Source organism: Rhodovulum sp. HP10 (assembly GCF_047553435.1).
Classification (GTDB): domain Bacteria; phylum Pseudomonadota; class Alphaproteobacteria; order Rhodobacterales; family Rhodobacteraceae; genus Rhodovulum.
This window is the reverse complement of record NZ_CP180201.1, coordinates 3620398-3641900: the sequence shown is the minus strand read 5'-3', so window position 1 is coordinate 3641900 and position 21503 is coordinate 3620398. Positions and strand designations below refer to the sequence as shown.

Sequence of the window (21503 nt, the reverse complement as noted above, 5' to 3'; positions counted from 1 at the left end):
CAGACATGGCAACGGAAATCCTGATGCCCGCCCTCTCTCCGACGATGGAGGAAGGCACGCTGGCGAAATGGCTGGTCAAGGAAGGCGATACCGTCTCGGCGGGGGACATCCTCGCCGAGATCGAGACCGACAAGGCGACGATGGAATTCGAGGCCGTCGATGAAGGGATCATGGGCAAGATCCTGATCGCGGCGGGCACCGAGGGGGTGAAGGTCAATACCCCCATCGCCGTGCTGATCGAGGAGGGCGAAGATGCCGACGCGGCCGCGAAGGCCGCGCAGGAGGCCGCGCCTGCGGCCGACGCGGCGGGCAAGGCGGCCTCCGACGGAGGCTCCGCGCCCGCCGCTCCCTCCGCCCCGGCCGCGCCGAAAGCCCCGGCGGCAGAGCCCGAGATCCCTTCGGGCACGAAGATGAAATCGACCACCGTGCGCGAGGCGCTGCGCGACGCCATGGCCGAAGAGATGCGCCGGGACGGGGATGTCTTCCTGATGGGCGAGGAAGTCGCCGAATATCAGGGCGCCTACAAGATCAGCCAGGGCCTGTTGGACGAGTTCGGCTCGAAGCGGGTGATCGACACCCCGATCACCGAACACGGCTTTGCCGGTCTCGGCGTCGGCGCCGGCTTCGGCGGGCTGCGCCCCATCGTCGAGTTCATGACCTTCAACTTCGCGATGCAGGCGATGGACCAGATCATCAACTCGGCCGCCAAGACGCTTTACATGTCGGGCGGCCAGATGGGCTGTCCCATCGTCTTCCGCGGCCCCAACGGTGCCGCCGCCCGCGTTGCCGCCCAGCACAGCCAGGACTATGCCGCCTGGTACGCGCATATCCCCGGCCTCAAGGTGGTCCAGCCCTATTCGGCCGCCGATGCCAAGGGTCTGCTCAAGACCGCGATCCGCGATCCGAACCCGGTGATCTTCCTCGAGAACGAGATCCTCTATGGGCGCAGCTTCGATGTCCCGGTCCTGGATGATTTCACGATCCCCTTCGGCAAGGCCCGGATCTGGCGCGAGGGCAAGGACGTGACGCTGGTGAGCTTCGGCATCGGCATGACCCATACGCTCGAGGCCGCAGATGTACTGGCCAAGGAGGGGATCGAGGCCGAGGTGATCGACCTGCGCACATTGCGCCCGCTCGACACCGCGACCGTGATCGAAAGCGTGAAGAAGACCAATCGCTGCGTCACCGTCGAGGAAGGCTTCCCGGTCTGCTCGATCGGCAACCACATCTCGGCCGTGCTGATGCAGGAGGCCTTCGACTGGCTCGACGCGCCTGTCATCAACTGCACCGGCAAGGACGTGCCCATGCCCTATGCGGCAAACCTGGAAAAGCTGGCGCTGGTGACCACGAAAGAGGTCGTCGAAGCCGCCCGCGCCGTAACCTATCGCTGAGGAGAGACAGACATGGCAACGGAAATCCTGATGCCCGCCCTCTCTCCGACGATGGAGGAAGGCACGCTGGCAAAATGGCTGGTCAAGGAGGGCGATACCGTCTCGGCGGGCGACCTTCTGGCCGAGATCGAGACCGACAAGGCGACGATGGAATTCGAAGCCGTCGATGAAGGCACGGTCGGAAAGATCCTGATCGAGGCCGGCACCGAAGGGGTCAAGGTCAACACTCCCATTGCCGTCCTGCTCGAGGAAGGCGAAAGCGCCGACGACATCGACAGCGCCGCGAAGGCGCCCGCGTCGGCACCCTCCCCGGAGGCCCCACGGGCCGACGCGGGCGGCAAGGCGGCCCCCGAAGGGGGCTCCGCGCCGGCCGCCGCCCCGCCTGCCCCCAGCAACGACCATGGCGAACGCGTCTTCGCCTCACCGCTTGCGCGCCGGATCGCGGCCGAGAAAGGGCTCGACCTGACTGCCATCGAAGGCTCGGGCCCGCGCGGCCGGATCGTCCGCGCCGATGTCGAGAAGGCCGGCGCCCAACCCAGGGCATCTCAGGCCGCGGCCGCCCCGGAGGCCAGCGCGGCTGCCACGATGCCCGCAGGCGCCTCGGCCGATGCCGTCGCGAAGATCTACGAGACCCGCGAGCACGAGGTCGTCACGCTCGACGGGATGCGCAAGACCATCGCCGCGCGCCTGACCGAGGCCAAGCAGACAATTCCGCATTTCTACCTGCGCCGAGACATCCGGCTCGACGCCCTGCTCGACTTCCGCAAGACGCTGAACGACCAGCTCGGCGCCCGGGGCGTCAAGCTCTCCGTCAACGACTTCATCATCAAGGCCTGCGCGCTTGCGCTCCAGCAGGTGCCCAAGGCCAATGCGGTTTGGGCCGGCGACCGCATCCTGCAGCTCAGGCCGTCGGATGTGGCCGTCGCAGTGGCGATCGAGGGCGGGCTTTTCACGCCGGTTCTGAAGGATGCCGAAACGAAATCCCTCAGCCAGCTGTCGAAGGAAATGAAGGATCTGGCCACCCGCGCCCGCGACCGCAAGCTCGCGCCGCAGGAATATCAGGGCGGAAGCTTCGCGATCTCCAATCTCGGAATGTACGGCATCGATAATTTCGATGCGGTGATCAACCCGCCGCATGGTGCCATCCTTGCCATCGGCGCGGGTGTGAAGAAGCCCGTCGTCAACGATGCCGGAGAGATCGAGGTCGCGACCGTGATGTCGGTCACGCTCAGCGTCGATCACCGGGTGATCGACGGCGCGCTCGGTGCAGAGCTGCTGCAGGCGATCCGGGACAATCTCGAAAACCCGCTGGCCATGCTGGCCTGAGCGGCCCCCGCCGATACCGGAAAGAAAAGGCCCGGCAGAACCGCCGGGCCTTTTTCCTGTCCGAAGGTCGGGTTCAATCCCCGTCGCAACCGCCCAGCCGGTGATCCATCATGACCGAGGGCTGATCGCAGCCCGCCTCGCCGACGATCTTCGCGGGCACCCCCGCCACGGTCGAACAGGGCGGCACATCCGACAGCACGACCGACCCCGCCGCGATCCGGGAGCAATGACCGACATGGATATTGCCAAGGACCTTGGCCCCCGCCCCGATGAGGACGCCATCGCCGATCTTCGGATGGCGGTCGCCATCGTCCTTGCCGGTCCCGCCCAGCGTGACCGAATGCAGCATCGAGACATTGTCGCCGACAATGGCGGTTTCCCCGATCACGATGGAATGGGCATGGTCGATCATGATCCCCTGCCCCATCCGGGCGGCCGGGTGAATATCGACGCCGAAGGCCTCCGAAACCCGCATCTGCACCAGATAGGCCATATCGTGACGGCCCTGCCGCCAGAGCCAGTGTCCGACCCGGTAGGCCTGCAGCGCCTGATAGCCCTTGAAGAACAGGATGGGCTGAATGTAGCGATGACAGGCCGGATCGCGGTCATGAACCGCGGTCAGATCGATCCGCGCGGCCCGGCCCAGCGCCGGCTCGTCGGCATAGGCCTGATCGGCGATCTCCCGCAGAAGCTGCTCGGACATCTCGCCCGAAGACAGCTTCATCGCGAATCGGTAGGCCAGCGCATCCTCGAAGCCCGCATGATGCAAAAGGCTGGAATGCATGAGCCCGCCCAGTAACGGTTCGGCGCTCACAGCCTCCTCGGCCTCGGCGCAGATCCGCTTCCAGACCGGGTCGAGTTCGGCGAGGCGCGGCTTGATCTCGGGCATGAACGTTCCTCTTCGTTTCCGCCCCAGCTTACAGCAGAACCGCCCCGCCTTCCAAGATCAAGCCCGTCGCGCGCAAAGACGTGAGTGTCCTCGTGCCGCGGCGGCATGGCGCAGCCCTCCCCATCCTTCCGCTCGCGCGCCAGCGACGGATCAGCATCGCGACGAAACCGCCCCCCGCTTGCCGTCACGCCAGGCCGCCAGCGCACAGAAAACCTGCGCCAGACAGCGGCAGTATTCAGCGTCGTCCAGGGATGGCTCCGGCGGCAGCTCCCAATTCTCGGCCAACGCCATCAGCGATCCGTTTCCCCAATCGGGATGCCCCCGTCCGAACCGCTTGCGATAGGCATCTGCCGCCTCGGCCTGCATCAGCAGCGCCCCGATCATCCGTCCGCGTTCGGCTGCGGGCAGGCGGTAAAGCGCCCGTGCCGCCGCCACCGCATCGCCATGAAGAACAGGGCGCATCCGCGACCTCAGACACTGGCCGGAAGGGAAAGCTCGGTGTAATGGACCGCAAGACGCACCAGACCACCGGCAAAGCTGCCCCCATCCGGGCTCAGCCTCAGCGGCATCGGCGCATAACCGGTGAGGGGCCTGCCAAGCACGCCCAGCACATAGGAATTGAGGCCAAGCCCCAGCCCCGAGCCGAAGCGGTTGTCAGATCCGTCCGCCCCGAGCCGCCAGCTGCTCAGCGTGCCGGTGATCTCCTCGATCACCCGTCCGGTCACACCGAACACGGTTGCATGCGACGGAATGACAACCGCTGTATTCTGCGCCCCGCCCGCCACCACCGGATGGTCGAATTCAAGCACCCGAAAGGCGATGCCTGCCCCCGAAGGCGCGAGGGCGCCGCCGACCGCGTCCCAGCCCCCGCCGGTCCAGCGCATATCGGCGCCCGCATCCACCACGAAGGCGCGCCAGCCGGTCAGGGGCGCCAGGAAGACCCAGCCGCCATTGTCCCGGAGCGCGATCCGACCGTCCTGCCCTTCCCACTCGCCCGCCGCTCCGGCCGGGACGCCCCAGGCCAGCCCGTCGGCCGCCCCCGGCGGCGGCGCAACCACTGTCAGGCTCTGCAACCGAAGCTGGACCACCGCATCGAGGCGGATCAACGCCTCGTTCACGGTGACATGCTTCTGCGCCTGTGCTGCCTGCAGCAGCGGCAGGGACAGATTCGCGGTGTTAGCCATCGATCTCGATCCTCCGATAAGGTCCGGGTCCGAACTGATCGGACAGTTGTGCAACCTCGACGGCGAAGGGGACGACGGCCCCGTCCGCCGCCTGCATGGCCGCCGTGTAGGTCCAGCCGGGCACGGTCACGGACTCGGCCCGCAATTCGTCCCCGGCAAGGGTAATGACCCGCAGCACATAAAGCTCGCGCGCCTCGCCAAGCGGCACCTCGACCGATGCCCAGCTGTCGCCGTCGAGCCGCGTGCGGCGCATCCAGCTCAGCGTCAGATCGCCCCCCGACTGTCTCCGTGCCCCGAGATGGCAAGGCGCATAGGGTCGAAGCCCGATCCCGTCGAAAGCCAGCTTTGCATGGCTGTAGCTCGGGTCGTCATAGGCCTGCGTCCCCGGCCCGAAACGGTAATGCCGCGCAAGCCCCCGGGCCGAGGCAGGCAGCGCGATCTGCGACAGGCGCGCATCGATCAGGACGACCGTGCTGCCGATCGGCCAGAGCTCCGGCATGTCGGCCTCGGTTCCCGCCTGCCCCCTGAGCCGCCGCCGCAACTCGTAGGTCCCGGGCGCGACGAGCTCTGCTTCGGCAAACTGGAACAGCTCCCAACCCGCGGCATCGCCCGTTCCTATGGCCGCCAGATTTGCGCCCGCCAGCAGCTCGGCCTCCCCGACCGAGGACAGGGTTCCCGAGGCAATTTTCACCCGCAAGGCGGGTCCCCGGTCCCAACGTCCCGGCGCCGCCGCATGAAGCGGGGTCTCGGCAACCCCGATCACGGCCGGGCGCTCCAGCGTGGTGTTCAGGCTATACCCCGCATCCTCGACCGCCGCGTAAAGATCGACGCTTCCGGGCCAGGGCACCGCAGCTGCCGCCAGATAGGGCGCATGCGGCACCTCGTCTCCGGTCAGAAGCGGCAGATCCATGAACAGGGCATGGACCGGCACCGGTGCTGCGAAAGCGGCCTGGACCACGCCCCGATCCTCTATGCGGGGCGGCAGATACAGCCCGCGCTCGACCCGCACCGCCTCGATCCGGCGCGCCTCCCCGAGATCGACCCGGTCGATCCGGTAATCGCCGGAGGACAGATGCATGACATCGCCCGCCCCCACCGACAGCGATGACAACGGCAACGCCAGCTGCACCCGGTCGCGTGCGACACGCGATTCGGCAAGCCAGCGTTCGACGATGGCCTGCCCCTCGGCACCGGTCAGCACCAGCGGCAACTCGCTGGCCGAGACCGTCCGGCTGGGCTCGTCTGGAAAGATCGCCTCCGCGGCACGGGTCTCATAGGCGCCCTCGGCCTCGATGAAGGACAACCGCACCCGCCCGGCAGTTTCCGCATCGGGCGTCCGGCTGTGTTCGATATCGCCCGCCAGCTCGCCGGTCCGGGCCAGATCGGCGGCATCGATGACCACACCCTCCCGGCCGTCGCGGTTGAAGAAGGTGATCCGCCCGTCGCGTTCGGCCGCCTCGATGCCATAGGCCAGCATCAAGGGCTGCAGCGCCGCCCGCGCCCCGGCGAGATCGCCGATGACATAGCCCCGCACCAGACCATAGACACCAGAGACATCCGGATCGGCAACGCCCGCCCCGGTGCAGATCTCGCGGATCACCGCATCCAGCGACTGAGCCGAGGCGCGCCCATTCAGCCAGTGGCCCCGGCCGTAATTGGCGCCATCCGACCAGAGCGCATGATTGCCCGGAAACTGCGGATAGGGCCGGGCATCCCATGCCCAGACATGGGCGCGGGACATGTCGACCATCGGCGCTCCGTAAAGCGCCGAGACCGGATTGATCGCGGGATCGGCCCAATAGCCCAGCATCGCCCGCAGATACTGATGCTGGATCAGGTCGTCGCGTGCGCCGGTCGAATAGGGCGGCAACGCGTTCTCCGAAGATTTCGGATCGCTGAAGAGGTTGGGCGCATTGGTGCCCTTGTCGACGGCCGGGCAGCCGAGCTCGGTGAACCAGATCGGCTTCGATTGCGGCACCCAGGCGGTCGGCTCCGCGCTGCGCACCCCGTCGATCCGGTCGTGATGGGCATTCTGCCACCAGCTCCGGAGATCCTTGTAGCGCCAGACCCAGGGCTCGCCATAAGCCCCATCGGAGATCGGGCTGCGGATCTGCGCATCGCGCGCCGCCTGCGAGGCGTAATACCAGTCGAATCCTTCTCCGCCCTCGATATTCGAGCGCAGATAGTCCTGATCGTAGATCGTTCCCCAACCGGCATCGGCATGCTCATCGCCATCGCGCCAGTCCGACAGCGGCATGTAATTGTCGATCCCGACGAAATCGATCGCAGGATCGGCCCAGAGCGGATCGAGATGGAACAGCACATCGCCTGTCCCGTCTTCGGGATGAAAACCGAAATATTCGCTCCAGTCGGCCGCATAGCCGATCTTGCAGGACGGGCCGACGATCTCGCGCACATCCGCCGCCAGCGCGCGCAGCGCGTCCACCGCCGGAAACCGCCCCTCCGCGCCCCGGATCGTCGTCAGCCCGCGCAGCTCCGAGCCGATGCAAAAGGCAGAGACCCCGCCCGCCAGAGCACACAGATGGGCGTAATGCAGGATGAAGCGGCGATAGCTCCACTCCTCCGGTCCCGAATACAGGATGTCCTGTCCGGAAACCGCGAAATCCTCCCGCCGCGCGGTCCCGAAGAACAGCGCCACCTCATCCTCGGCAAACCGGCTGCCATCGGTCGTGAAGGCGTGGCTCGGCGCGAAATTCAGCGTGATGCGACCGCGCCAGGGCAAGGGCGGCTGCCCCGCCGCCCCGGTATAGGGATCGATCAGGGAGTTGCCCGCAAGCTGGTCCATCAGAATGAACGGGTAGAAGACCGCCTCCTGCCCGCGCTGACGCAACGCCCGGATCGCTTCGACGACACTGGCATCGGCCGGCGTACCGCCATAGACCGGCTTGCCGTCGACATGAGGCACGACTTCGGCCATGCTCCGGCTCAGCCCCGCGACCCGCCAGGGCATCGGCCGGCCGTCGAATTCAGTCTGCTCGACCTTGGGCCTGGGCCGCGCCACCGGCGCCCGCAGATCCGAGGCAAACCAGCTCACCACCAGAGAAACCGAGTCGACATTCGGCAATTCGCCCTGCAGCATGTCGAGAGATGTCGCAATGTCGGTCTTGCCGCTGGGGGTGTTGACATTGACCGAAGCGGCCTGCCCGGGCCCGTAGGAGAAATGAACCGGCGTCGTCGCCAATGCGTATTCGCCCGTGCCCGGGATCAGAGCCATGCCCCGCACCAGCCCGGGCAGATCGTCAACCGCACCGGCGGCGCGGCGCACCACCTCGAAGGTCAGCTGCGGCACCCGGTTGCCGAACCGGGCCAGCTCCATGTCCTCGATCACGACATAGGCCGTCCCGCGATAGGCCGGAGCACGCCCCTCTCCTTCGACCGCCTCGATCAAGGCATCGGGCAGCTGGTCCTCCGCCCCGTCATAAACCCGCATCGTCAGCGATTGCGGCTCGATCTCGGTCCCGTCCGCCCAGATCCGGCCGACCCGGGCGATCCGACCTTCGCAAAGCGCGATGCCCAGGCTCACCGAATAGCTGTATTCCTTGACCTTGGGCTTGCTGGGCGCCCCCTTGCCGCCACCACGCGTGCTGACCGTCTCGCGAAAGCGCGAGGCCCAGATCACCTGCCCCGCGACCCGCGCCCGCCCCCAGAGCCGCCCCAGCGCCGCCCCCTCGCTTGCCCCGGTCAGGCGAAACCGCTCGACCTTGCCGGTCTCGACCGCCTGCGATCCGCTGCCCAGCAACTGCTGATCGATCACCCGCCCCAGCGTCGCACCGACCGCCCGGCCAAGGACCGCGCTCGACAGCCCCAGCACCGAGCCGCCCAGCGCCGAACCGGCCGCTGCGCCGGCCGCCGACAATACGATTGTCGCCATGGATCAGATCCTTTCCGGGAAGGCGAACCGGGCCACGATCCGCCGCGCCCAGGGCGCGGAAAGCGAGCTTTCGACGACGCCGCGGCCGGAATAGGCGTGAATGAAGCTGGGCATCTCGAACACCCGCCCCTGCAGGCCTAGATGCTTGGCCACCGTGTCGTCGCGCATCCGGAACAGGATGACATCGCCCTCGGCGGCCTCCTCCAGAGGTCGGACGAGAAGATGCCGCCTGGCCGCCCGCCACAGGACCTCCTCGCCCTGAGGCTCGGACCAGTCCGGCGTATAGGGCGGCACCTCTTCCGGCTCGCCGCCGTAAAGCGCGCGCCAGACGCCGCGCAACAGCCCCAGACAATCGGCCCCGGCGCCCCGCACCGTGCCCTGATGCCGATACGGCGTTCCGATCCAGCGCCGCGCCTCGGCGGCGGCCCGCTCTCCCATACTGATCATGACTTCAGACTTCCCCCGTCGTTCACACCGGCACGGGTCGGATAGCTCATCAGCCAATCCTCGCCCGGGATATCCGGAAACCCTCTGAAATTCAGGAAATTGTCGAACTTGCTGCGGCAGGTCTCGGCCCGCCGGTCGCAGCCCGCGATCAACCGCAGAGTGTCCCCCGCGCCGATCGGGCCCCGGATCTCGGACCAGAGCTCGATCACCCGAAGCCCATTCTCCTCGCGATCGCCCTTGATCGCACCCGCAAGCCCGGCCGCGGGGCCCGACACCACCTCAAGCCGGCCCTGCTCGAACCAATGCGCCGCAAAGCCGGACAGCCCCTCGAAACGGAACGCCCGGCGTCCGGTCACCGACACCGCGGCCAGGACGGTCGAAAAGCCCTCCTGTCCGGTGTCGAAACGGCAGGCTCCATCGCCCAGAACCGCACCGCAGGGCGCCTGATAGATCTGCCCCTGCGGCTGGTTCAGCCCCTCGGCCAGACCGCGCAGCTCGGCCTCGAAGGCCCCGGCCGTCCGGGTCATCTCGCCCAGCGTCCCGGTGAAGATCAGCGCGTGCTGTTCGGGCTCGCGCCAGTTCACCAACCAGATCCGCAACCCCGCGCCGTCATAGCGTCCGGCCGAGATATCCTCCTCGGTGATCGCCTCCGAACTCAGCGCCGAGACCGCAGCCGAATTGTCGACGGAAAGCCCGGTGGTCTGGCTCAGCGCCCGCGCCGTCATGCCGGTATCGGCGCGGAAGGTGATCCCGCCAAAGACAAGATCGCGGTCGTGATCGGTGAATCCCAGCACGACGCCGTCCCGCCGGACCAGCGCCCAGGCCCGAGCAAGCGTTGTCGCACCGCTTTCCAGATGCGCCAGAAATGTCCCCGACAGCGCCATCAGATCCGCAGCTCCACGACAGGAACCGAGGGCACCTCTCCCGCCCGGAAGCTCTCGACCGAGCTTTGGATCCGATCGGTATCGAAGCGCACCGGCACATCGAATTCGAACCCTGCGGTAACGACCGCTCCCACAGGCGGCGCCTCGGCCAGCGTCACCAGACCGGAGGCGAGGTCGATCATGTAATCGGCCGGCGCGAACAGCTCGATCCCGTCCAGGGCCAGCCGAACCGTGCCCGCGACCGGCTTTGCGATCGGTCGCACATAGGACTGCCCGCCCGAGGCATAGGTCTTCCGAAGCTGGAACCGGACCGTGGCGCCATCGCCCGAACCGACCACCTGATCGCCCGGTGCGACATCGGCCGAGGGGCGGCAGGACTTGTAATCCGACCAGTCCTTCCAGCGGAACCCGTAAAGCTGGCCGCGCCGCGCCTCGAAGAAGGCGATCAGCTGCTCGACATCGTCGAGCGAACTCATTGCGACCCCGGCATCATAGCGTCGCCGGGCATGCTCCCAGGGGGTGTTGCGCTCCTCGAAGCCGTTGGCGAGGGTGACGATCTCGGTCCGGCGCTCGGGCCCCCCCACCGAGCCGAAGCTGAGATTGGCCGGGAAACGGACTTCGTGAAATGCCATAGGCGGTTTCCTCCCTCACCTGTTGCGCTGGGCGCGCGAGAGCAGGCGACTCATATCGGCCGCGATCTGGCTCTGACTGCGCGCAAACCCCTGCACGTCCGGCGTGTTGATGTTCATGACGATCTGGATCGGCCGCGCCGGGCCGCCGCTGTCCGACCGCACGCCAAGGCGGCCATCGGCGCCGCGCGACAGCGGCAGGATCGCCTCGGGCCCGGCCTCGCCCATCAGCCCGGTCGCGCCCCGCATCGGAAAATACGTTGCCTGCGCCACGACGCCCCCGGAGGCAAAGGGAACGACTCGCCCCTGCGAGAAGCTCGCCCCCCTGGCAAAGGGCAAGGCGGCGCCCATCAGCCCCTCGATCCCGCTCGCAATCAACCCGCTCAGCTGCCCCTGCACCGGCTTCACGGCTGCGGCATAGGTCGCGTTGGCCACCGAATTGGCGACCGATTTCAGCGCGTCCGAGAGTTTCATCCCATCAAAGACCACCCCGTCGAAAGCCCCCCTCAGGCCGCGCCCGATGGCATTCGACAGCGACCCCACCTCGCGATTGGTCAGCGTCAGCGTGTCCCGCATCCGCAGAAGTCCCAGCTCGAAGGCCGCCGCGGTCCCGCTCGCCTCCCCCAGGGTCGTCTCCAACGCCTCCAGTTGCGCCTCGAATGTCTCGATGTCCTCAGCCTCCGCCATGGCCTATCCTTCGTCCCTCGTTTTGTCCGGAAAGGCGCGGGCCAGTTCCTCCAGCCGCACCCGGCTCATGGGGGCAGGCCCGCCATCGGCCCCCAGCATCAGCATCAGCTCGGCAGGCGTAAGCCCCCAGAACTCGGACGGCCTCAATCCGAGCCCCCGGATGCCCGCGCGCATCAGCGCGCCCCAGTCAAAGCCCATCCTGTTTCGCCTCGGGCAGGGTGAAGGCCCGCGCCAGAAGCTGCGCGGCAGCCTGAGCGGCGGCGATCGGGCCGCCCCCGATATCTGCCTCGGCCAGATCGGAGGTCGTTCCCTTCCAGCCGCCGCCGCGCAACCCGGCAAGCAAAAGTGCGATCACGTCGCGGGTCGCGAAATGCCCCTCCTCGTAGCGCTCGATCAGCGCAAGCAGCGTATCGGCGCCCAGCGCCGCCTCCAGTTCGGCCAATGCGCCGAGCGTAAGCTTGAGAACCTGACGCTCTCCATCGACCATCAGCGCTACTTCTCCTGCATGGGGATTTGGCATGGTCACATCGCCGTAAAGCTGAGGACACCGGCCGAGGCGAGCGTCATTTCATAGGTGGCCTCGCCATTATGGCTGCCGGCATATTCCAGGCTGCTGACCTGAAACCGCCCTTCGACGACCCCGAAATCCGGGATCACCAGCTGGAAAAGAGGCATGAGGCCGTCGAAGAAGACCTGCCGGGCATGGGCGTCGGTCTCGGCATCCTTGAAGACGCCCGAACCGCTGATCGTGGCGGTCTTGACCCCCGCACCGGCCAGCAATTCACGCCAGCCCCCCTGGCTTTCCAGGCTGGTCACGTCGACCGGCTCGGCATTGAAGCTGATGCGCGAGGCCCGCAGCCCCGCGAAGGTCGAGAAGTCTCCCGAACCGGAGAGGTCGACCTTGATGAGAAGATCCTTGCCGTTCTGCGCCGTCATTTCGCGTACTCCACATGTGTAATTCAATCGTCCTCGACCCGGACGGAGAACCGCAGGTCGATGCGACGCTGATCCTTCGCGCCGACGCGCCGGGCACGGGCGCGGTCGAACCAGAGCCCGACCACCCGCCCCCGGGCGAGCGCGAGCGGCGCCGCGGTCAGGGCGTCCGAGATGGCTCCGGCGGCAGCCTTGGCCCGGGCGAACCCGCTCTCCTCGCTGACAACCGAGATCGTCACGCGGTGCAGAGCCCCGTCCGCGCCCTTGTCGGACGCGTCGCGGACCTCTTCCGGCCCGAGGCTCACATAGATCGGCGGAAGACGCCCCGCAGGCATCGCGTCGAAGATCGCATCCCCGACGATGGCGGTAATGGCGGCATGCCCCGAAATCCGCCCGAAGATCGCGGCCTGCAGCGCCGCCGCCATGCCATAGCTCATGCTGCGATCTCCTCTTCCGCGTAGCAGGCCAGATAGAGGCCGCGCGCGTCATGCTCGGTCACCGCATGGATGTGAAAGACGCGCGCGCCTTCGCGGAACCTCTGCCCGGCCGCGGGCCGGGAAGGCGCACCGGGCGGAGCGCCCCGGACCACGACTCGGTAAAGCACCCGCGACAAGGCCAGTTCCTCGCCGCCCCGCTCGCCCGCCATGCGCGGGCTCATCTCGGCCCAAAGCGTGCCGCGCGGCACCCAGGTTTCGGAAAAGCCGCCCGCGCCATCGGCGACATGGACCGGCACCTCGAGAACCAGCTGCCGGTTCAGCATCGGTATCCGGCTCATCGCGGACCTCCCGCCGTCAGACGCAACGGCCGCCAGCGATCGGTAAGCGCCACGACACCGAACGGCATCGCGCCTTTGCCAGTCGGCTGCTCGACCCGGTTTTCGTAGTAATGCGCGGCCAGCAACAGCACCGCATGGCCCAGATCCTCGGGCACCGCCTCCCAGTCCGGGCCGAACCCCGCCTCGAAGTCGATCCGCACGCGGCCCTCGAAGGGAATGCCGGGCATCGTGCCCCCCGTCCCCCGCAGCTGCGGCGCATGGGTGTCGGTCACCAGCCGGTAGCGGGCGGGCGGAACCGCAACTGCGCTGCCATTTCGGTCAACGACCCGGATTTCGGTCACGGCCCGCACCGGGGCAACCGGCAAGCCCTGCCGGTCGCTCTGGCGCCAGCAATGCAGCTCATAGCTGAAACTGCGGGCGATCAGGGCCTTTCCGGTCCGCGCCTCGACCGCCGCGATGGCGGCCCGGAGCAGCGTCTCGAGATAGGCGTCATGGTTTTCCTCTCCGGCAAATCCCGTCCCCAGACGCAGCTGCGCCTTGAACTGCGCAAGCGGAAGCGCCGCTCCGGGCACCGTCGTCTGCTCGATCAGCATCATCTTGTGGTTTCTCCGCTTTGCCTTGCTGCAAGGACGACGCGCGCTGCCCCGTCCCGCCCTGCCGGAGGGACCGACCGGACAGGGCCTTGCGGGGCTGCGCGCGCCTCACCGCCCCGAGACCGGGGACCGGTGTGGATGCGGTGCCGGATCGCCTGCGATCACGACACCGAGAATTTCAGCACCTTGATGGCGGCAAAGTCGCTGACATCACCGCCGACGCGCTTGGTGGCGTAGAACAGCACATGCGGCTTGGCCGAGAACGGATCGCGCAGCACCCGCAGATCGGGCCGCTCGGCCACGGCATAACCGGCCTGGAAATCGCCGAAGGCGATGGCCGTCGCATCCGCCGCGATGTCGGGCATGTCCTCGGCGATCAGCACCGGATAACCCAGCAACCGCGCGGGCTCGGCCGCGGCCAGCCCGTCCGACCACAGGAACCGCCCGTCGGCATCCTTCATCTTGCGAACGGCCCCGGCGGTCTTCGAATTCATCACGAATGTCGCGTTGGCGCGATAGACCGCGCCCAGCGAGTAGACCAGATCGAGGATCGCATCCGAGGGCGCGGCCACGTCGAAATCGCCATCGGCACCGGTCGCGACATAGCCGAGACTGCCCCAGGACCAGGAGGCCTCGGCAACCTTGGGATGGTCGAGAAAGCCCCGCGGCTTGTCGATACCATCGCCCGAGATGAAGGCGGCTGCCTCGGCCCGGGCGAACTTGTCGGCAATCCGTCCCGCCAGCCAGCCCTCGATGTCGAAGGCGCTGTCATCCAGCAGCCGCTGGCTGATCTTGGGCATCGCCGACAATTCGTGCAGCGGGATCGTCACCCGCTCGATCTGCGGCGTCGAGGTCTCGACCTGGCTGCCGGTCTCGCTCGACCAGCCCGACCCGGTATCCGAATGATCGACCAGCACGTCATAGGAACTGGCCTCCACCGTGACCATCTGCGAGATCGAGCGGATCGACGCCGTGGAGGTCAGGACCGATTGGATGCTGCTGGCGGTTTCGGGATCGATCAGATAGCCGCCATCGCCGGCCACCGCAGTCGACATCGCCTTGGCCTCGACTTCGATCCCGCGCAGAGCGTCATCGTCGCCGGTTCTCAGATAGGCGCCGAAGGCTTTCTTGTGAGGCACTTCGATCTCGGCGGAACGGGACAGAACGGGGCGCCCCGCGGTAACTTGCGATTTCCGGTCGAACATGGTCAGTCGCTCTTCCTGTTGTTTGAGTCTTGATTTGATTTCGGACTGGAAGCTGCTGAAATCTTTTATGAAATCTTCCAGTGCCTCACGTATTTCCATAGCTGGGCCACGCCCCCGCCCGGTCTTGACTTCGGTCTCGGTCATATCGCTTGTCCTGTCTGGGAACGGTCTTGCCGGCACCGGGGCGTTACCCCTCGGCCAGCACATGACGGGCGCCCGCAAAGGCATCCGCCAGATCGCGCAAGAGCGCCTCGGCACTTTCTTCCGTCTTGGTGCCGACCCGCGCATCGGCAAGCATCGGGAAGGTCACCAGCGACACTTCCCAAAGCTCCAGCTCGGCAAGCAACCTGTGCCCGCTTGCATCCTTGCTCGCACGCCTGGTGCGGTAGCCGATCGACAGCCCGTCGATCGCCCCGGCCGCGACCAGCGCCGCCGCCTCGCGGCCGCGGGTCACATCGGTCAGGATCCGGCCCTTGACGTAAAGCCCGCGCGCATCCTCGCGAACCTCGTCCCAGACCCCGATCGGCTCCGACGGATCATGCTGCCAGAGCATTTTCACCCGCCGTCCCTCGGCCGCCATCTGCTGCAACGAGGCCCCATAGGCACCGCTCTGAACGATGTCGCCTCCGAAATCGGTGGCCCCGAAGACCGAGGCATAGCCCTCGATCACCGCGCCCTCCTTCAGCGCCAGCGGCAGGGCATCGTTCTTGCAGAACTTGTGCTCGAGCGCGCTGCCAACGTCGTACTCCTTCATCTGGTCTGTCCTCTTCGCTGCTATGGGACGGAGATGGCGGCCAGGATCGAGGCGATGCCTTCGGCAAGGATCACCGCGACGATCCCGTAAACTGTCAGCCATACGCGCTTTTCGATCTGGTCCAGCATCTCCTCAATGCGTTTCAGCCGGTATTCGAGTGCGCTCCAGCGCTCTTCCATCACCCGCTCGCTGGCCTCGATCCGGATATGCGTCGCATCGAAGGGGGCGTAGAGAAACCGCGACCCCGATCTTGGCTGGGTCACCCTCGCCCCCCTTCCGGGCGCCTCGGCAACCCGAGCAGCGCGCGCTTCTCGTCTTCTGTCAGGAACTCGGCTTCTGAGATTCTCTTCCATTGCGTATCCCGCTCGGCGGCCAGCGCCGGCACCTGGTCGAGATCGGGTTTGAGAGACACCGCCGAAGAGCCGAAATGGGCAAGAAACTCGGCCAGGGCTCCGGTGACCTTCGCCACCAGGGGCACCACCGTCAGCCGATAGAAAGCGCGGTTGGCCTCCTGGTAATTGGCATAGGTCGCCTCGCCCGGAATTCCCAGAAGCATGGGCGGCACACCGAAGGCCGTGGCGATCTCGCGAGCCGCAGCCTCCTTGGTCTTCTGAAACTCCATGTCCGAGGGCGAGAAGCCCATCGGCTTCCAGTCGAGGCCGCCTTCCAGCAGCATCGGCCGTCCGGCATTCGCCGCCCCCTGGTGATAGGACAGCATCTCGTCCTGCAGCCGCGCATATTGCTCTTCGCTCAGCATCGACTGGCCGTCCGAGCCATTATAGATGATTGCGCCCGAGGGCCGGGCTGCATTGTCCAGCAGCGCCTTCGACCAGCGCGAGGCGGCATTGTGCACATCGACCGCGGTCGCGGCGGCCTGCATCGGCGACAGGCCGTAATGGTCGTCCTGCGGATGGAAATTCTTGATATGGCAGATCGGCGGCACCGGCCCGGTCATGTCGAAACGATGCTTGCGCGCGCCGACCATGTAGTCATAGGCAACGGGCCATCCGTCTGTCCCCGGCACCAGCCGCATCCGGTCCGAGCGCAGCACATGCAGTTCGAAAGGCAGCCCAGTCTCGCCGCCCACCGCCTCGAGATAGCCGTTCCCCGAAAGCAGGAGCTGGCCGTAAAGCGCCTCCATCAGCTCGGCGCGGCCTTGCGCCGGATTGGGCCGCCTGAGCAGCTCCATCACCGGATGCGTTTCGTACCGCCTGTCCTCGTCCTGGCAGATCAACGGCAAGGCCGCCGCGGATTCCGCGATCAGCTTGACCGCGCGAAAGCCGACGGGATTGGCATTGAACCCCGCCCGGATGAGCGAGCCCGTATCGCGCGGCGTCCAGGCCGCGCGGCCCGCTCCTGCCCAGGCGATCACAGGCCCCGTGGCCGAGGCCTTGGTCTCGGGCAGTGTTTCCGTCGCTCGGCGGAACAGGTTGAATTTCATCGCCAGTCATCCTCCGTTTTCGGTCGGCTCCGCCGGCGGCTGGACGGAAAGAAAAGGCCCGCCGCCCGGGTCATCCCCCGGGGACGGGCCGATCCCGGCCGTTCCGTGTCGCCCTGCGGGCTGTTCTGTCGGTCTAAAGGCCCCGCACGCGCGGCCGGCGCCACTGCGCGGCAGGCGCGATCATCAGATCGTTGATCGCCCAGACCAGGGCATCGACCCGGTCCGGGCTGCCACGGCCCTCATAGCCATGCGACGTCATGTGACACATCTGCTCCTCGAGCAGCTGCAACCCCCTGAGATGCCTGACACGCCCCTGTTCGTAGAGCGCCGCCACGGGCTCGGCCCGGACGATCTTGCTTCGCGTCGCCCGAACCGCGCGGAACGGCACCATCGCGTCGAGCTGCCGGATCATGGTCTCGACCAGATCCCCGCCCTGATTGACCTCGGCGACCAGGCGATCAGCCGAATGGCGTTCCATGGCCTCAAGCGCGATCTTTGCCCAGACTGTGGGCGCGGCGCCCGCCACGCTCGCATCCTCCAGCACGTAAGCGCTCCAGCTCTGGGGCGGCCCCTGCATCCGGACCCCGGCCACGACGATGCCGCATTCATCCGAGCCGGCATGGCTCGACACCGGCGGATCGACCGCCACCACGATCCGGTCGAGCTCCGGGGCCTCATCGACCCGCAGCGCCTCCAGCCGGGCAAGCGTCCAGAGCGCGCTTTCGGCCTCTTCCAGCAGAATGCCGTCCAGCTCCTGCCGCCCGAGCCGGGTGCCGGAATAGCGCGTCCGCACCGCCTCCAGAAACGAGGCCGCAAGATTGGCGCGGTTGGCCTCGGTCGGCGCATGGGTGACGACCGTCTTCGGGTTCGACAGGATGGATTTAAGCACCGGTACATTGCGCGGCGTCGTCGTCACGCATTGCTGCGGTGCCTCGCCCAGCCTCAGCCCGAACTGAAGCATGTCCCAGGTTTCCTCGGCCCGTTTCCATTTTGCCAGCTCGTCCGACCAGGCGGCATCGAATTGCGGCCCACGAAGCGAGTCCGGATCATGCGCCGAGAAGACCTGCGCCACCGCGCCATTCGGCCAGACCAGTCGGCGCCGCGTCGCCTCCCAGTTCGGCCGCCGGTCGGGCGGCGAACAGGCCAGAATGCCGCTTTCGCCAAACACCATGACCTCGCGCGCCTCGTCGATCGTCTCGCCGACCAGCGCCACCCGGCGCGCCCGGCCCTCATCCAGCGGCCGCGCCCCCTCGACCTGCGCGCGAATCCATTCCGAACCGGCCCGGGTCTTGCCCGAGCCGCGCCCACCCATGATCACCCAGGACCGCCAGTCGCCCTCGGGAGCAAGCTGATGCGGCAAGGCCCAGAATTCGAAAAGGTAGGGCAGCGCCAGCAGCACCGCTTCATCCATCCCCTCCAGAAACGCTGTCTGCGTCTCGGGCGGAGCGCAGGCGATCCAGTCGGCGCCTGACTTCAAGGCGCGCCTGATCAAGGTCGAGTGCCTGGATTCCTCCGTCGGAACCGGATTCCGCATTAAGCCGCCTTTCCACCCGCTGTCGTTCATCAAACGCAGTCTGGGCCGCTTTTCCGAGATCGTTCAGCGCCCCCCGCAGCATGCGGGCGCGCTCGGAATTGCCGGCCTGGATTTCTTCGATCAGGTCATTCAGGGCACGGATCATGCGCCTGTAATGTTCTTCGGCTTCCTCTAGCACCGCCCACGCTGCCGCGTCGCCCGCTGCAGGTGAGAGATCGTCTGTCATCGCGTCTGCCTGATTGACCTGCCTATTGCAGTGAGAAGACAAAGAAAAAGCGGCCCCCGGGGGTGTCCCCGTGCCGCCAATCCCACGTCTTCCAGCTTTCCTGAAGGTATATTCCAGACCGCGCGCAAAGTCAAGATGTTTATTATTAACAATGAGTTAATTCAACAGTCCCGGTCAGGCGCCCCGCCGCGGAAACACCGCTCAGTCCAGCGCCATTTCCGCGACATCCTCCGGCACGATCAACGCGGCAGAGGTCGCCGCAAGGATGTCATCGACCGTCACGCCCGGCCCCCGCTCGCGCAGAACAAGACCCGCATCGCCGGGCTCGATCACCGCCATCTCGGTCACGACCAGGCTGACCCGGCGCGTCGCAGTCAGAGGCAGCGTGCATTCCGGCACGATCTTCGGCACGCCCTTCGCGCTATGGACCATCGCCACGATCACCCGGCGCGCCCCCGTGACCAGATCCATCGCGCCGCCCATCCCCGGCACCATCTTGCCCGGCACCATCCAGTTGGCCAGATGGCCCTTTTCGTCCACCTGCAAGCCGCCCAGCACGGTCATGTCCAGATGCCCGCCGCGGATCAGACCGAAACTCATCGCGCTGTCGATCGAGGCAGCCCCCGGCACCGCCGTCACGAAGCCGCCGCCCGCATCGGTCAGGTCGCGATCCTCCATCCCGTCCGGCGGCCGCTGGCCCAGCCCGATCACCCCGTTCTCGGCCTGAAAGAACACATGCATGCCGTCGGGCACGTAATTCGCCACCGTCGAGGGCAGACCGATCCCCAGATTGACCAGCATCCCCTCGCGCACCTCCTGCGCCACGCGGCGGGCGATCACTTCCTTGGCGTCCATCAGACCAGCCTTTCCAGAATGTGGTCGACCAGCACCCCCGGCGTCTTGACCGCGTCGGGCGGGATCATCCCCACGGGCATGACGTGATGCGGCTCGGCAATCACCGTGTCGGCGGCCATCGCCATCACCGGATTGAAGTTATGCGCAGTCAGCGTGTATTCGAGATTACCGACATAATCGCATTGCCGCGCCCCGATCAGCGCGAAATCGCCCCGGATCGGCTTTTCCAGCAGATAGGTCCTGCCATCGACCTCGACCGTCTGCTTGCCCTCGGCGACGACGGTTCCAAGCCCGGTCTCCGTCAGCACGCCGCCAAGCCCGACACCGCCCGCGCGGATGCGCTCGACCAGCGTGCCCTGCGGCACCAGCTCGACCTCGAGATCGCCGGCGATCATCTGGCGCTGGGTCTCGGGATTGAGGCCGATATGGCTGACGATGCATTTCGCCACCAGCCGGGCGTCGATCAGCTTGCCGATATCCTGACCCGGCCGCGCGGTATCGTTGGCAATGACGGTGAACCCGCCCACGCCACGCGCGACCAGCGCATCGATCAGCCGATGCGGCGCGCCGACCCCCATGAAGCCGCCGATCAGCAGGACCGCCCCCTCCGGGATCATCTCTGCGGCCTCGGCCGGTTTCAGGGCCCGTTTCATGCAGCGGCTTCCGCACGCCGCGCCAGCATGTCACGCGCGGCCCGCGCGATCACGATCTCCTCGTCGGTCGGAATGACCAGAATGCGCACCCGGCTGAAATCGGTCGAGATGATCCGTTCGTTGCGCATGTTCCGCCCCTCGTCCAGCTCCATTCCGATCCATCCCATGCCGGCGCAGACCTTGTCGCGGATCAGGGACGAATTCTCGCCGATACCACCGCAGAACACCATGGTGCTGATCCCGCCCAGGGCCGCGACCAGCCCGCCAAGCTCGCGGCGGATCCGGAACACGAAATAGTCGATCGCCTGGCGCGCCTCCTCGGTCCCGGCAGCCTCGAGCGTGCGCATGTCATTCGACAGCCCCGACAGGCCCAGAAGCCCCGACTTGCGATAAAGCTCGTCCTCGATCTCGGCCGGCGTCATGCCCTCGTTTCTCAGCATGTACAGCAGCACGCCCGGGTCGAGCTGGCCGCAGCGCGAGCCCATCGGCAACCCGTCCAGCGCCGAGAACCCCATGGTCGAGGCCCGGGACTGCCCGCCCATCAGCCCGCACATCGAGGCGCCGTTGCCCAGATGGGCGACCACGGTACGGCCCATATGAAGATGCGGCGCGGTCTCGCGCAGGGTCTCGGAGATGTACTGATAGCTCAGCCCATGGAACCCGTAGCGCCGCACGCCCTGTTCGTAATACTTGCGCGGAATGGCGAAGGTGTCGTTGACCCAGGGGTGGTTGCGATGAAAGGCGGTGTCGAAACAGGCCAGCTGCATCGCCTCGGGGAACAGCTTCAGCGCCGCGCGCACACCCGCCAGATTATGCGGCTGATGCAGCGGAGCCAGCGGCTCGAACTGCGCAAGCCGCGTCATCACCTCGCCCGTCAGCTCGACCGGCATGTCGTAATCGGGTCCGCCATGCACCACCCGGTGCCCGACGGCATCAAGCTCGGCCTGCGGACGCTGTTCCTTCAGGAATTCGACGGCCCGGGCCAGGGCCGTCTCGTGATCGGGCACATGGTTGCGGCCGAATTCGCGGTCAACCAGTACCACCCCGTCCTGGCGCTTGGCCTTGAGGCGGGCACGCTCGCCGGGACCGATCCGCTCGATCGAGCCGACGATGCGCGGGTCCGGATCGTCGGCCGCGCCGTTCAGACGGAAAAAGCCGAATTTCAGCGAGGAAGAGCCCGCATTGAGGGTCAGAACATGCGACAT

At 66.9% G+C, this 21503-nt stretch carries 25 protein-coding genes; 2 read left to right on the top strand and 23 right to left on the bottom strand.

Features of this window, described 5'->3' with window-relative positions; all coding sequences use genetic code 11:
• The first annotated feature begins 5 nt into the window (after nt 1-5).
• Both ACK8CO_RS17075 and ACK8CO_RS17070 read left to right on the top strand, forming a co-directional pair.
• Nucleotides 6-1391 carry a pyruvate dehydrogenase complex E1 component subunit beta gene (locus ACK8CO_RS17075; RefSeq protein WP_414897411.1) on the top strand — a complete coding sequence of 462 codons (1386 nt, stop codon included), beginning with the start codon at nt 6-8 and terminating at the stop codon, nt 1389-1391.
• Between the two features lie 12 nt (nt 1392-1403).
• A complete protein-coding gene (locus ACK8CO_RS17070; RefSeq protein ID WP_414897410.1) occupies nt 1404-2717 on the top strand; it encodes a pyruvate dehydrogenase complex dihydrolipoamide acetyltransferase in 1314 nt (437 codons plus the stop codon).
• Between the two features lie 73 nt (nt 2718-2790).
• Here the strand turns inward: ACK8CO_RS17070 and cysE are convergent, their stop codons facing one another.
• The 23 genes from cysE to ACK8CO_RS16955 form a co-directional block, all read right to left on the bottom strand.
• Complete coding sequence (cysE, locus tag ACK8CO_RS17065) at nt 2791-3606, bottom strand: serine O-acetyltransferase (RefSeq protein WP_080616748.1); 816 nt, start codon at nt 3604-3606, stop codon at nt 2791-2793.
• Nucleotides 3607-3756: 150 nt separating this feature from the next.
• Nucleotides 3757-4068, bottom strand: coding sequence for a hypothetical protein (locus ACK8CO_RS17060; RefSeq protein WP_414897409.1), 312 nt, complete (start codon nt 4066-4068; stop codon nt 3757-3759).
• Between the two features lie 8 nt (nt 4069-4076).
• Complete coding sequence (locus ACK8CO_RS17055) at nt 4077-4790, bottom strand: DUF2793 domain-containing protein (protein ID WP_414897408.1); 714 nt, start codon at nt 4788-4790, stop codon at nt 4077-4079.
• Nucleotides 4783-8682: a baseplate multidomain protein megatron gene (locus ACK8CO_RS17050; protein WP_414897407.1), complete on the bottom strand. Its 3900-nt coding sequence runs from the start codon at nt 8680-8682 to the stop codon at nt 4783-4785. The genes ACK8CO_RS17055 and ACK8CO_RS17050 overlap by 8 nt, the downstream gene beginning before the upstream one ends.
• A 3-nt stretch (nt 8683-8685) precedes the next feature.
• A complete protein-coding gene (locus tag ACK8CO_RS17045) occupies nt 8686-9129 on the bottom strand; it encodes an NlpC/P60 family protein (protein WP_080616751.1) in 444 nt (147 codons plus the stop codon).
• Nucleotides 9126-10013 (bottom strand): DUF2163 domain-containing protein, encoded by an 888-nt coding sequence (locus tag ACK8CO_RS17040; protein ID WP_414897406.1) that lies wholly within the window; start codon nt 10011-10013, stop codon nt 9126-9128. Before ACK8CO_RS17040 ends, ACK8CO_RS17045 begins: the two co-directional genes overlap by 4 nt.
• Nucleotides 10013-10645: a TIGR02217 family protein gene (locus ACK8CO_RS17035; protein ID WP_414897405.1), complete on the bottom strand. Its 633-nt coding sequence runs from the start codon at nt 10643-10645 to the stop codon at nt 10013-10015. The genes ACK8CO_RS17040 and ACK8CO_RS17035 overlap by 1 nt, the downstream gene beginning before the upstream one ends.
• A gap of 15 nt (nt 10646-10660) precedes the next feature.
• Complete coding sequence (locus ACK8CO_RS17030; RefSeq protein ID WP_414897404.1) at nt 10661-11329, bottom strand: phage tail tape measure protein; 669 nt, start codon at nt 11327-11329, stop codon at nt 10661-10663.
• Between the two features lie 3 nt (nt 11330-11332).
• Nucleotides 11333-11527 carry a rcc01693 family protein gene (locus ACK8CO_RS17025; protein ID WP_414897403.1) on the bottom strand — a complete coding sequence of 65 codons (195 nt, stop codon included), beginning with the start codon at nt 11525-11527 and terminating at the stop codon, nt 11333-11335.
• Nucleotides 11517-11849, bottom strand: a complete 333-nt coding sequence (locus ACK8CO_RS17020; RefSeq protein ID WP_414897402.1) for a gene transfer agent family protein — start codon at nt 11847-11849, stop codon at nt 11517-11519. The genes ACK8CO_RS17025 and ACK8CO_RS17020 overlap by 11 nt, the downstream gene beginning before the upstream one ends.
• Before the next feature lie 2 nt (nt 11850-11851).
• A complete protein-coding gene (locus ACK8CO_RS17015) occupies nt 11852-12265 on the bottom strand; it encodes a phage major tail protein, TP901-1 family (RefSeq protein ID WP_414897401.1) in 414 nt (137 codons plus the stop codon).
• A 23-nt stretch (nt 12266-12288) separates the two neighbouring features.
• Nucleotides 12289-12699, bottom strand: a complete 411-nt coding sequence (locus tag ACK8CO_RS17010) for a DUF3168 domain-containing protein (protein ID WP_414897400.1) — start codon at nt 12697-12699, stop codon at nt 12289-12291.
• Nucleotides 12696-13037 (bottom strand): head-tail adaptor protein, encoded by a 342-nt coding sequence (locus ACK8CO_RS17005; protein ID WP_414897399.1) that lies wholly within the window; start codon nt 13035-13037, stop codon nt 12696-12698. The genes ACK8CO_RS17010 and ACK8CO_RS17005 overlap by 4 nt, the downstream gene beginning before the upstream one ends.
• A complete protein-coding gene (locus ACK8CO_RS17000; protein WP_414897398.1) occupies nt 13034-13633 on the bottom strand; it encodes a head-tail connector protein in 600 nt (199 codons plus the stop codon). Before ACK8CO_RS17000 ends, ACK8CO_RS17005 begins: the two co-directional genes overlap by 4 nt.
• 158 nt (nt 13634-13791) lie before the next feature.
• On the bottom strand, nt 13792-14979 hold the full coding sequence (locus ACK8CO_RS16995) for a phage major capsid protein (RefSeq protein WP_414897397.1): 1188 nt from the start codon (nt 14977-14979) through the stop codon (nt 13792-13794).
• 43 nt (nt 14980-15022) lie between these two features.
• Nucleotides 15023-15589 (bottom strand): HK97 family phage prohead protease, encoded by a 567-nt coding sequence (locus tag ACK8CO_RS16990; RefSeq protein WP_080616762.1) that lies wholly within the window; start codon nt 15587-15589, stop codon nt 15023-15025.
• A 20-nt stretch (nt 15590-15609) separates the two neighbouring features.
• The gene (locus tag ACK8CO_RS16985; protein ID WP_080616763.1) at nt 15610-15852 is read right to left on the bottom strand and encodes a GTA head formation protein, RCAP_rcc01685 family; all 243 of its coding nucleotides are present in this window, start codon (nt 15850-15852) and stop codon (nt 15610-15612) included.
• Entirely contained in the window at nt 15849-17030 is a 1182-nt protein-coding gene (locus tag ACK8CO_RS16980; protein ID WP_080616764.1) for a phage portal protein, read from the bottom strand. Before ACK8CO_RS16980 ends, ACK8CO_RS16985 begins: the two co-directional genes overlap by 4 nt.
• Nucleotides 17031-17163: 133 nt before the next feature.
• On the bottom strand, nt 17164-18441 hold the full coding sequence (locus tag ACK8CO_RS16975; protein ID WP_155774036.1) for a DNA-packaging protein: 1278 nt from the start codon (nt 18439-18441) through the stop codon (nt 17164-17166).
• A complete protein-coding gene (locus tag ACK8CO_RS16970; protein ID WP_075781778.1) occupies nt 18434-18790 on the bottom strand; it encodes a hypothetical protein in 357 nt (118 codons plus the stop codon). Before ACK8CO_RS16970 ends, ACK8CO_RS16975 begins: the two co-directional genes overlap by 8 nt.
• 201 nt (nt 18791-18991) lie before the next feature.
• A complete protein-coding gene (locus ACK8CO_RS16965) occupies nt 18992-19645 on the bottom strand; it encodes a 3-oxoacid CoA-transferase subunit B (RefSeq protein WP_414897396.1) in 654 nt (217 codons plus the stop codon).
• Complete coding sequence (locus ACK8CO_RS16960) at nt 19645-20298, bottom strand: CoA transferase subunit A (RefSeq protein ID WP_414897395.1); 654 nt, start codon at nt 20296-20298, stop codon at nt 19645-19647. The genes ACK8CO_RS16965 and ACK8CO_RS16960 overlap by 1 nt, the downstream gene beginning before the upstream one ends.
• Entirely contained in the window at nt 20295-21503 is a 1209-nt protein-coding gene (locus ACK8CO_RS16955; RefSeq protein WP_080616768.1) for an acetate/propionate family kinase, read from the bottom strand. The genes ACK8CO_RS16960 and ACK8CO_RS16955 overlap by 4 nt, the downstream gene beginning before the upstream one ends.

Bases quoted from the DNA above. Each gene is read 5' to 3' on its own strand.
- ACK8CO_RS17075 (WP_414897411.1), top strand. From the start codon at position 6: ATGGCAACGGAAATCCTGATGCCCGCCCTCTCTCCGACGATGGAGGAA.
- ACK8CO_RS17070 (WP_414897410.1), top strand. From the start codon at position 1,404: ATGGCAACGGAAATCCTGATGCCCGCCCTCTCTCCGACGATGGAGGAA.
- cysE (WP_080616748.1), bottom strand. From the start codon at position 3,606: ATGCCCGAGATCAAGCCGCGCCTCGCCGAACTCGACCCGGTCTGGAAG.
- ACK8CO_RS17060 (WP_414897409.1), bottom strand. From the start codon at position 4,068: ATGCGCCCTGTTCTTCATGGCGATGCGGTGGCGGCGGCACGGGCGCTT.
- ACK8CO_RS17055 (WP_414897408.1), bottom strand. From the start codon at position 4,790: ATGGCTAACACCGCGAATCTGTCCCTGCCGCTGCTGCAGGCAGCACAG.
- ACK8CO_RS17050 (WP_414897407.1), bottom strand. From the start codon at position 8,682: ATGGCGACAATCGTATTGTCGGCGGCCGGCGCAGCGGCCGGTTCGGCG.
- ACK8CO_RS17045 (WP_080616751.1), bottom strand. From the start codon at position 9,129: ATGATCAGTATGGGAGAGCGGGCCGCCGCCGAGGCGCGGCGCTGGATC.
- ACK8CO_RS17040 (WP_414897406.1), bottom strand. From the start codon at position 10,013: ATGGCGCTGTCGGGGACATTTCTGGCGCATCTGGAAAGCGGTGCGACA.
- ACK8CO_RS17035 (WP_414897405.1), bottom strand. From the start codon at position 10,645: ATGGCATTTCACGAAGTCCGTTTCCCGGCCAATCTCAGCTTCGGCTCG.
- ACK8CO_RS17030 (WP_414897404.1), bottom strand. From the start codon at position 11,329: ATGGCGGAGGCTGAGGACATCGAGACATTCGAGGCGCAACTGGAGGCG.
- ACK8CO_RS17025 (WP_414897403.1), bottom strand. From the start codon at position 11,527: ATGGGCTTTGACTGGGGCGCGCTGATGCGCGCGGGCATCCGGGGGCTC.
- ACK8CO_RS17020 (WP_414897402.1), bottom strand. From the start codon at position 11,849: ATGCCAAATCCCCATGCAGGAGAAGTAGCGCTGATGGTCGATGGAGAG.
- ACK8CO_RS17015 (WP_414897401.1), bottom strand. From the start codon at position 12,265: ATGACGGCGCAGAACGGCAAGGATCTTCTCATCAAGGTCGACCTCTCC.
- ACK8CO_RS17010 (WP_414897400.1), bottom strand. From the start codon at position 12,699: ATGAGCTATGGCATGGCGGCGGCGCTGCAGGCCGCGATCTTCGGGCGG.
- ACK8CO_RS17005 (WP_414897399.1), bottom strand. From the start codon at position 13,037: ATGAGCCGGATACCGATGCTGAACCGGCAGCTGGTTCTCGAGGTGCCG.
- ACK8CO_RS17000 (WP_414897398.1), bottom strand. From the start codon at position 13,633: ATGATGCTGATCGAGCAGACGACGGTGCCCGGAGCGGCGCTTCCGCTT.
- ACK8CO_RS16995 (WP_414897397.1), bottom strand. From the start codon at position 14,979: ATGACCGAGACCGAAGTCAAGACCGGGCGGGGGCGTGGCCCAGCTATG.
- ACK8CO_RS16990 (WP_080616762.1), bottom strand. From the start codon at position 15,589: ATGAAGGAGTACGACGTTGGCAGCGCGCTCGAGCACAAGTTCTGCAAG.
- ACK8CO_RS16980 (WP_080616764.1), bottom strand. From the start codon at position 17,030: ATGAAATTCAACCTGTTCCGCCGAGCGACGGAAACACTGCCCGAGACC.
- ACK8CO_RS16975 (WP_155774036.1), bottom strand. From the start codon at position 18,441: ATGGATGAAGCGGTGCTGCTGGCGCTGCCCTACCTTTTCGAATTCTGG.
- ACK8CO_RS16970 (WP_075781778.1), bottom strand. From the start codon at position 18,790: ATGACAGACGATCTCTCACCTGCAGCGGGCGACGCGGCAGCGTGGGCG.
- ACK8CO_RS16965 (WP_414897396.1), bottom strand. From the start codon at position 19,645: ATGGACGCCAAGGAAGTGATCGCCCGCCGCGTGGCGCAGGAGGTGCGC.
- ACK8CO_RS16960 (WP_414897395.1), bottom strand. From the start codon at position 20,298: ATGAAACGGGCCCTGAAACCGGCCGAGGCCGCAGAGATGATCCCGGAG.
- ACK8CO_RS16955 (WP_080616768.1), bottom strand. From the start codon at position 21,503: ATGTCGCATGTTCTGACCCTCAATGCGGGCTCTTCCTCGCTGAAATTC.